The sequence below is a fragment of the Sphingobium sp. D43FB genome (assembly GCF_002312805.1).
GTDB lineage: Bacteria > Pseudomonadota > Alphaproteobacteria > Sphingomonadales > Sphingomonadaceae > Sphingobium.
The window spans coordinates 1-5274 of record NZ_NMUA01000078.1; the positions used below are offsets into that span (position 1 = coordinate 1).

10 protein-coding genes are annotated in these 5274 nt (G+C 59.2%); 4 read left to right on the plus strand and 6 right to left on the minus strand.

Annotated elements, in window-relative coordinates; translation table 11 throughout:
- The 5 genes from SxD43FB_RS22840 to SxD43FB_RS26190 form a co-directional block, all read right to left on the minus strand.
- The coding region (locus SxD43FB_RS22840; RefSeq protein ID WP_176482903.1) for an IS66 family transposase zinc-finger binding domain-containing protein at nucleotides 1-739 on the minus strand (739 nt) is incomplete at its 3' end.
- A 120-nt stretch (nucleotides 740-859) separates the two neighbouring features.
- Nucleotides 860-1207: an IS66 family insertion sequence element accessory protein TnpB gene (gene tnpB, locus SxD43FB_RS22845; RefSeq protein WP_096064083.1), complete on the minus strand. Its 348-nt coding sequence runs from the start codon at nucleotides 1205-1207 to the stop codon at nucleotides 860-862.
- Nucleotides 1204-1575: a transposase gene (locus tag SxD43FB_RS22850; protein WP_096064084.1), complete on the minus strand. Its 372-nt coding sequence runs from the start codon at nucleotides 1573-1575 to the stop codon at nucleotides 1204-1206. The genes tnpB and SxD43FB_RS22850 overlap by 4 nt, the downstream gene beginning before the upstream one ends.
- 49 nt (nucleotides 1576-1624) lie before the next feature.
- On the minus strand, nucleotides 1625-2536 hold the full coding sequence (locus SxD43FB_RS22855; protein ID WP_255245871.1) for a Fic family protein: 912 nt from the start codon (nucleotides 2534-2536) through the stop codon (nucleotides 1625-1627).
- 7 nt (nucleotides 2537-2543) lie between these two features.
- The gene (locus SxD43FB_RS26190) at nucleotides 2544-2738 is read right to left on the minus strand and encodes a DUF4172 domain-containing protein (protein ID WP_343228867.1); all 195 of its coding nucleotides are present in this window, start codon (nucleotides 2736-2738) and stop codon (nucleotides 2544-2546) included.
- A 445-nt stretch (nucleotides 2739-3183) separates the two neighbouring features.
- On the opposite strand from SxD43FB_RS26190, the gene SxD43FB_RS22860 reads away from it, so the two are divergent.
- The 4 genes from SxD43FB_RS22860 (at nucleotide 3184) to SxD43FB_RS22875 (ending at nucleotide 4495) form a co-directional block, all read left to right on the plus strand.
- Nucleotides 3184-3642 carry a helix-turn-helix domain-containing protein gene (locus SxD43FB_RS22860; protein WP_096064085.1) on the plus strand — a complete coding sequence of 153 codons (459 nt, stop codon included), beginning with the start codon at nucleotides 3184-3186 and terminating at the stop codon, nucleotides 3640-3642.
- A gap of 12 nt (nucleotides 3643-3654) precedes the next feature.
- Nucleotides 3655-3924: a hypothetical protein gene (locus SxD43FB_RS26195; protein WP_255245872.1), complete on the plus strand. Its 270-nt coding sequence runs from the start codon at nucleotides 3655-3657 to the stop codon at nucleotides 3922-3924.
- A 78-nt stretch (nucleotides 3925-4002) separates the two neighbouring features.
- On the plus strand, nucleotides 4003-4278 hold the full coding sequence (locus tag SxD43FB_RS22870; protein WP_096064086.1) for a BrnT family toxin: 276 nt from the start codon (nucleotides 4003-4005) through the stop codon (nucleotides 4276-4278).
- Nucleotides 4265-4495 (plus strand): BrnA antitoxin family protein, encoded by a 231-nt coding sequence (locus SxD43FB_RS22875; protein ID WP_217988832.1) that lies wholly within the window; start codon nucleotides 4265-4267, stop codon nucleotides 4493-4495. The genes SxD43FB_RS22870 and SxD43FB_RS22875 overlap by 14 nt, the downstream gene beginning before the upstream one ends.
- Nucleotides 4496-4598: 103 nt before the next feature.
- Here SxD43FB_RS22875 and SxD43FB_RS22880 read toward each other — a convergent pair whose 3' ends face one another.
- Entirely contained in the window at nucleotides 4599-5267 is a 669-nt protein-coding gene (locus tag SxD43FB_RS22880; protein WP_096064088.1) for an IS5 family transposase, read from the minus strand.
- Nucleotides 5268-5274 lie beyond the last annotated feature (7 nt).

Below are 5274 nucleotides of genomic sequence, written 5' to 3' on the forward strand. Positions count from 1 at the left end.
GCGTCGAGAGGCTCAAGGGGATGCCCTCGGCCTCGAGCCGGTCACGCTGGCTGTTGAGAGGCTGGTGCAGACCGTACTTCTGGAAGGCGAGGTTTGCCAGGAAGTGCGGCCCGAACATCCCGCGCGGCGTCACGTGGAAGGGCGCTGGTGGCTGGCTGATCTTCTCGCACTTACGGCACGAGACCTTCTCCCGGACCGTCTGGATCACCTTGTGGCGGGCCGGGATTCTCTCGAGCGTTTCGGTGATCACCGGGGGCAGATGGCTAAGATCGTCCGAGCCGCAGCACGGGCAAAGCTCTGGCGCTGGGATGACGACCTTCTCGCGCGGAACGTCGGCCGGGAAGTCGCGGCGCGTGGACCGCTTGCGGGTGAACGCTGCGACCGCGGTGGTCTTGTCGGCCGCAATTTGGCCGAGCAGTTCGGCCTCGCTGGCATTGGCCTCGAGTTCCTCGAAGGTCAGTTCGAGCTGACCCAGCAGGCGCCGGCTGCGCTCGGACCTCGCGCCGTATTTGTCGCGGCGCATTGTCTCGTTCATCAGCTCGAGGTGGGCGTTGCGGGCCAGCAGATCAGCGTTGATTGCCCAGACTTTGGCAACCCGTGCTTCGGCCTCGAGCAATCTGGCCTGGGCCTGTTCCTGAACGATGGCGACCTCAGCCTCGGCCTTATCGGCCCGTTCCTGAACGACCGCAAACTGAGCGCGAAGCTGGATGAGATCGTCGGACGGGTCGCTTGCAGGCATGCTTTTCTATAGCACGAACCTGCCGCAAACCCCAGGATTTAAGCCAGTTTTCCCGCGTATTTTGTCTCACCAATGCGCCCGGACAGGCGGGATTTCTCGCACCTTGATTGACGCGGTGGATCAGCCAACCTGGGTCGGGCGCCAGGTCTCCCGGGGGTTACGCCAGTCTATACCCTCGAGCAGGCAGGCCATCGCCGATGCCGAGATGGCCACCGTTCCGTCCTTTGCGGCGGGCCAGACAAAACGTCCTCTTTCCAAACGCTTCGCGAATAATGACATCCCGAGGCCGTCATGCCACAGGATTTTGCACAGCGATCCGCTCCGGCCCCGAAAGACATACAGGTCGCCAGCATGGACGTCCTTGTTCAAGGCCTCCTGAACCTGCAACGCGAGCGACCGCATCCCCTTGCGCATGTCAGTGTGGCCTAACGCGAGCCAGACTTTGCCTCCGCTCGGAACCGGGATCATCGGATCAGCGCCTTCAGAACAGCGGCAGCCACGCCGGGCGGCGCCGATGCGTAGATATTCACACGCCGCCCGCCAGGCAGATCCACCACGACAGCTGGCGGCGAAGGTGCCTGCTTGCTGCCTCCGTCATCAAGCACGACTGCTTCGACGAAGCCGACCTGCGCCGCAGTTGAAGAGCCCGCCACGCCAGACGCTTGGCACGCTTTGCGGCGCCAGGTGTAAATCAGCGCCGTCGATACATCATGCTGGCGAGCTACACGCGCCACGCAGGCGCCAGGAGAAAAGGCCTCGGACAGAATCTTCGCCCGCTCGTCATCATGCCAGCGCCGCCGACGCTCAGGCCCGCCGAAAACCGTGATCTGACCCACAAAAACCGCTCCTACGACCGCGCTCAAGAGCGACCTTAAGAGCGGTCTGTCACGTCCCGGGCAAGGCGACGCTCAACGGATGCGTACACTTGAGCGCTCCTGACGAGGTGAATGCCCCCATCGCCACTAACTCGTGCAGATCGCGCGTGGCAGTGGCGCGAGAGGTCTCCGTGATCGTAATGTAGTTGCTGGCGCGAAGGCCGCCCGTGAACCCGTCCAGGCCCTCGCGAAACATGCGCGATATGACCTTTGCCTGCCTCTCGTTCAGGCGCGAGCGAAAACGATCGTAGAATCTGGTCTTGGCCAGAAGGAAGTCGATAAGCGCAAGGCTGTGCTGCTGCGCGTCGAGTATCGTCGTCGCGAAATATCTCAGCCAAGGGGTGACTTCATTGCCTTTGTTGGCGGCTTCCAGCGCATCATAATAGGCCGAACGCTTCCGCTGGATGACGTGCGACAGCGCGATCAGACTGGGTTGGCCGATAGCCTGCGAAAGCACTTTTTCGGCAAGCGCCCGCGCTATGCGGCCATTGCCGTCCTCGAACGGATGGATGCTGACGAAGTAGAGATGCGCAATCCCGGCCCGGGTGAGAGCGGGTAGGGGACTCTTGCCGTCAGGCGCGGGCGCGGAAAACCAAGTGACGAATTTCCGCATTTCCGCTGTCATTGTCGATGAAGACGGCGCTTCAAAATGCACCTTGGGTTTATGCAACGGCCCGGAGACCACCTGCATTGGATCGTCATGATCTCGGTAGCGGCCTATGGCCCGGACATCTTGCCGACCATCGAGGATCATTTGATGCCAAGCAAAGAGACTCTCATCGCTGAGGGGATCGGCATAGCCGCGGTATAGCGCAACCATCATGTCTGCTATACCACGCTCAGCTGGCGGCACGCGGCGATGATCCGTGTCCAGACCGAACTGGCGACGGAGCGACGATTGAACGCTGTCGCGGTTGAGCATCTCGCCTTCAATCTCGGATGTCTTGAGCGCCTCCCCCCGTCATCACATCGATGGTGAGTGAGGCTCTATCATCCTCGCCAAGATGTTTGACAGAACCGATCACAACTCCTGACTGCGTCAGAAATCGGGCCTCCATATGGGCCAGCTTCTCGCCGTCCCACCGGAAATTCGGCCAATCCGATTGCTGCCAGTTCCATTTCATGAGCTATACCAATACGCATTATGGCTCAATATATGGCATTATTTGAGTTATAATTGTAGCTTTTATACCTCACCAAGTTGGAAAGGGCGACGAAGCCGCCTTGGGTTCTCGACGAAGCGCCGATATATACGGTAAGTTCCGGGTCTGGGACAAACCGGACTGGCGGCACTTACGCGACTTGCAACTCCTTGCACCCGGTCGGATCGCCGGGATGGGTGGTGAGCGGTCCGGCAGCTTTCAGGTCATCGAGACCTCCACCAGAGCAATGCCCTCACTGCGGTGAGAGCCTATCAGCCACGCATTTCAAACTTCTGCCAAAGTAGTGCTAACGTCGCAATCTGGTCGGAGTTTTACAAATCCGCATTGACGGAACTCGAGTTTCACAACCATGTTGCGTTTATTGCGAATATTCGCTATTGAATAATGCCATCTGCGGAGAAAACCGATGACCTTGCCAGCCAAGGCCTTGCCTTTTGGCAACAGGTTGCCCTCTGCCGACGATCGGCAGATCGCTAACCAGCTTCGCCGGATACTCGCCTCGCAGAAGGACGGTGCGGCCAAGCTGCGGGTGCCCGATCCGAGGACTAGGAAACCAGTCGAGATCACACTGACTCCGGCGATGTCGGACCTGTTTCTAGAACTGCTACGTCACATCGGTAGTGGTGATGCCGTCACGCTGGTGCCAATCCAGCAGATGCTGACGACGCAGCAAGCAGCAGACCTGCTCAACATGTCGCGCCCGTACCTTATCAAGCTCATCGAGAAGGGCGATATCCCGCACAGCATGGTGGGGCGGCACCGGCGTCTTAAGGCTGAGGACGTATTCGCCTACAAAACTGCGCGCGACAAAATCCGATCGAAGGCGATGGACGAACTGATTGCAGACGGCGCAGACCTCTATTGATCTGACTCAACCATGTTCGCCAATCGATACACCGCACTGGTTGATGCCTGCACACTGGTCAGCGCTCCGCGGCGTGACCTGCTCCTCACCTTGGCCGACGCGGAATTCTTTCGTGTGCGATGGTCGCAGCGCATCCTCGATGAAACGCGTTCTGCGCTGGACAAGATCTTTACCGAGCGCAAAATCGAGAGCGCGTCCGACCGCACGTTCAATGTGCCCCGATCGACCCTTGCGGACACCTTGGCTCGAACAGGGTGGGTAGCGTCAAAGGCCGATGCGTGATGTCGCTTGCCCATGTTGATCTTTTTAGGGTGCACAAAAACTGTTGTGCGGGCGATTTAACGGGTGTACGAAATTGGTATGGAGATCGAGTTCGACCCGGCCAAAGACGAGAGGAATATCGCCAAACACGGCATATCCTTGCAGGCTGCGGAAGGGTTCGATTGGGACACGGCCTTTGAACGCGAGGATGACCGCTTCGATTATGGAGAGGTTCGTTTCGTTGCCATAGGGTTGATCGGTGATCGCCTGCATGTGCTGGCTTTCACCGACGGCTCCAACGACGATGCGGTTCGCGCCATCAGCTTGCGTCCGGCAGAGAAGCATGAAGCGAGGTTCTATTATGGCCAAGTTTGATCCTGAGATTCACGACGATAATCCGCCGATGGATGCGGTGTTCATGACCGGAATGAAGCCGTCCCGGCGAGGTCGCCCGAAGCTCGAAGCCCCCAAGGTAGAGGTAAAAATCCGCCTGGATGCGAAGACGGTCGAGCATTTGCGTGGGAGCGGCCCAGGCTGGCAAACGCGCGTCAATGCCCTTCTGGGTAAGCTCGTAGCGTCAGGGCAAATCTAGCAACTTCGCGGCCAGCAATCAGACAGTGGTGCGACGCCATCCTACGGCGTGAGCCGATCGCGCGCTAAAGAGAAGAAGATGCTATATAATACCGATGGTTAGCCTAGGTCGTGTGGACGAATTTGATCAAACATAGACCTGCGGCGAAGCTAACGATTGACCTGTAGTTTTCGGCTGTTTTCTCGCATCTGAGGGCGACGCGCTTGAAGCGTTTGAGGCGGCCGAAGCCCTGTTCGATACGCCCGCGCGCCTTGTAGAGCGTCCTGGCGAAGAAGGTGGGTTTGTTCTTTTCGTTGGCCTTGTGCGGGATGACCGGGGCGATGCTCCGCGCCCTTGCGGCAGCCCGGTTGGCCTTGCTGGAATAGCCCTTGTCGGCAATGGCGGCGCGCGGGGATATGTCTGGCCCAATGTCGAGCAGGGTCTCGAAATGCGTGCAGTCCGAGGCTTCGCCGCCGGTCAGATCGAAGGCGATCAAGTCTCCGCAGCCGTCCGCTTTTGCGTGGATCTTGGTCGTGAAGCCGCCGCGTGAGCGGCCGAGGGCTTGACCGCTTTGCCCCCTTTTGCGCCCGCTGCCGACACATGGGCGTATCGCTCCGGTGAGGGCCGCCTTGCGGTGATCGGCTGATATTTCGAGATGGCACCGGTGCAAGCGCTGTTGGTGTGGACGGCCTCCATACGGCATCAAATAATGCCAGGTTATGCCGTTAGACATCAACGATGGAGACCCGCTATGGACCAGATTATTCGCATTGGCATGGATACGTCGAAGCATTTCTTTC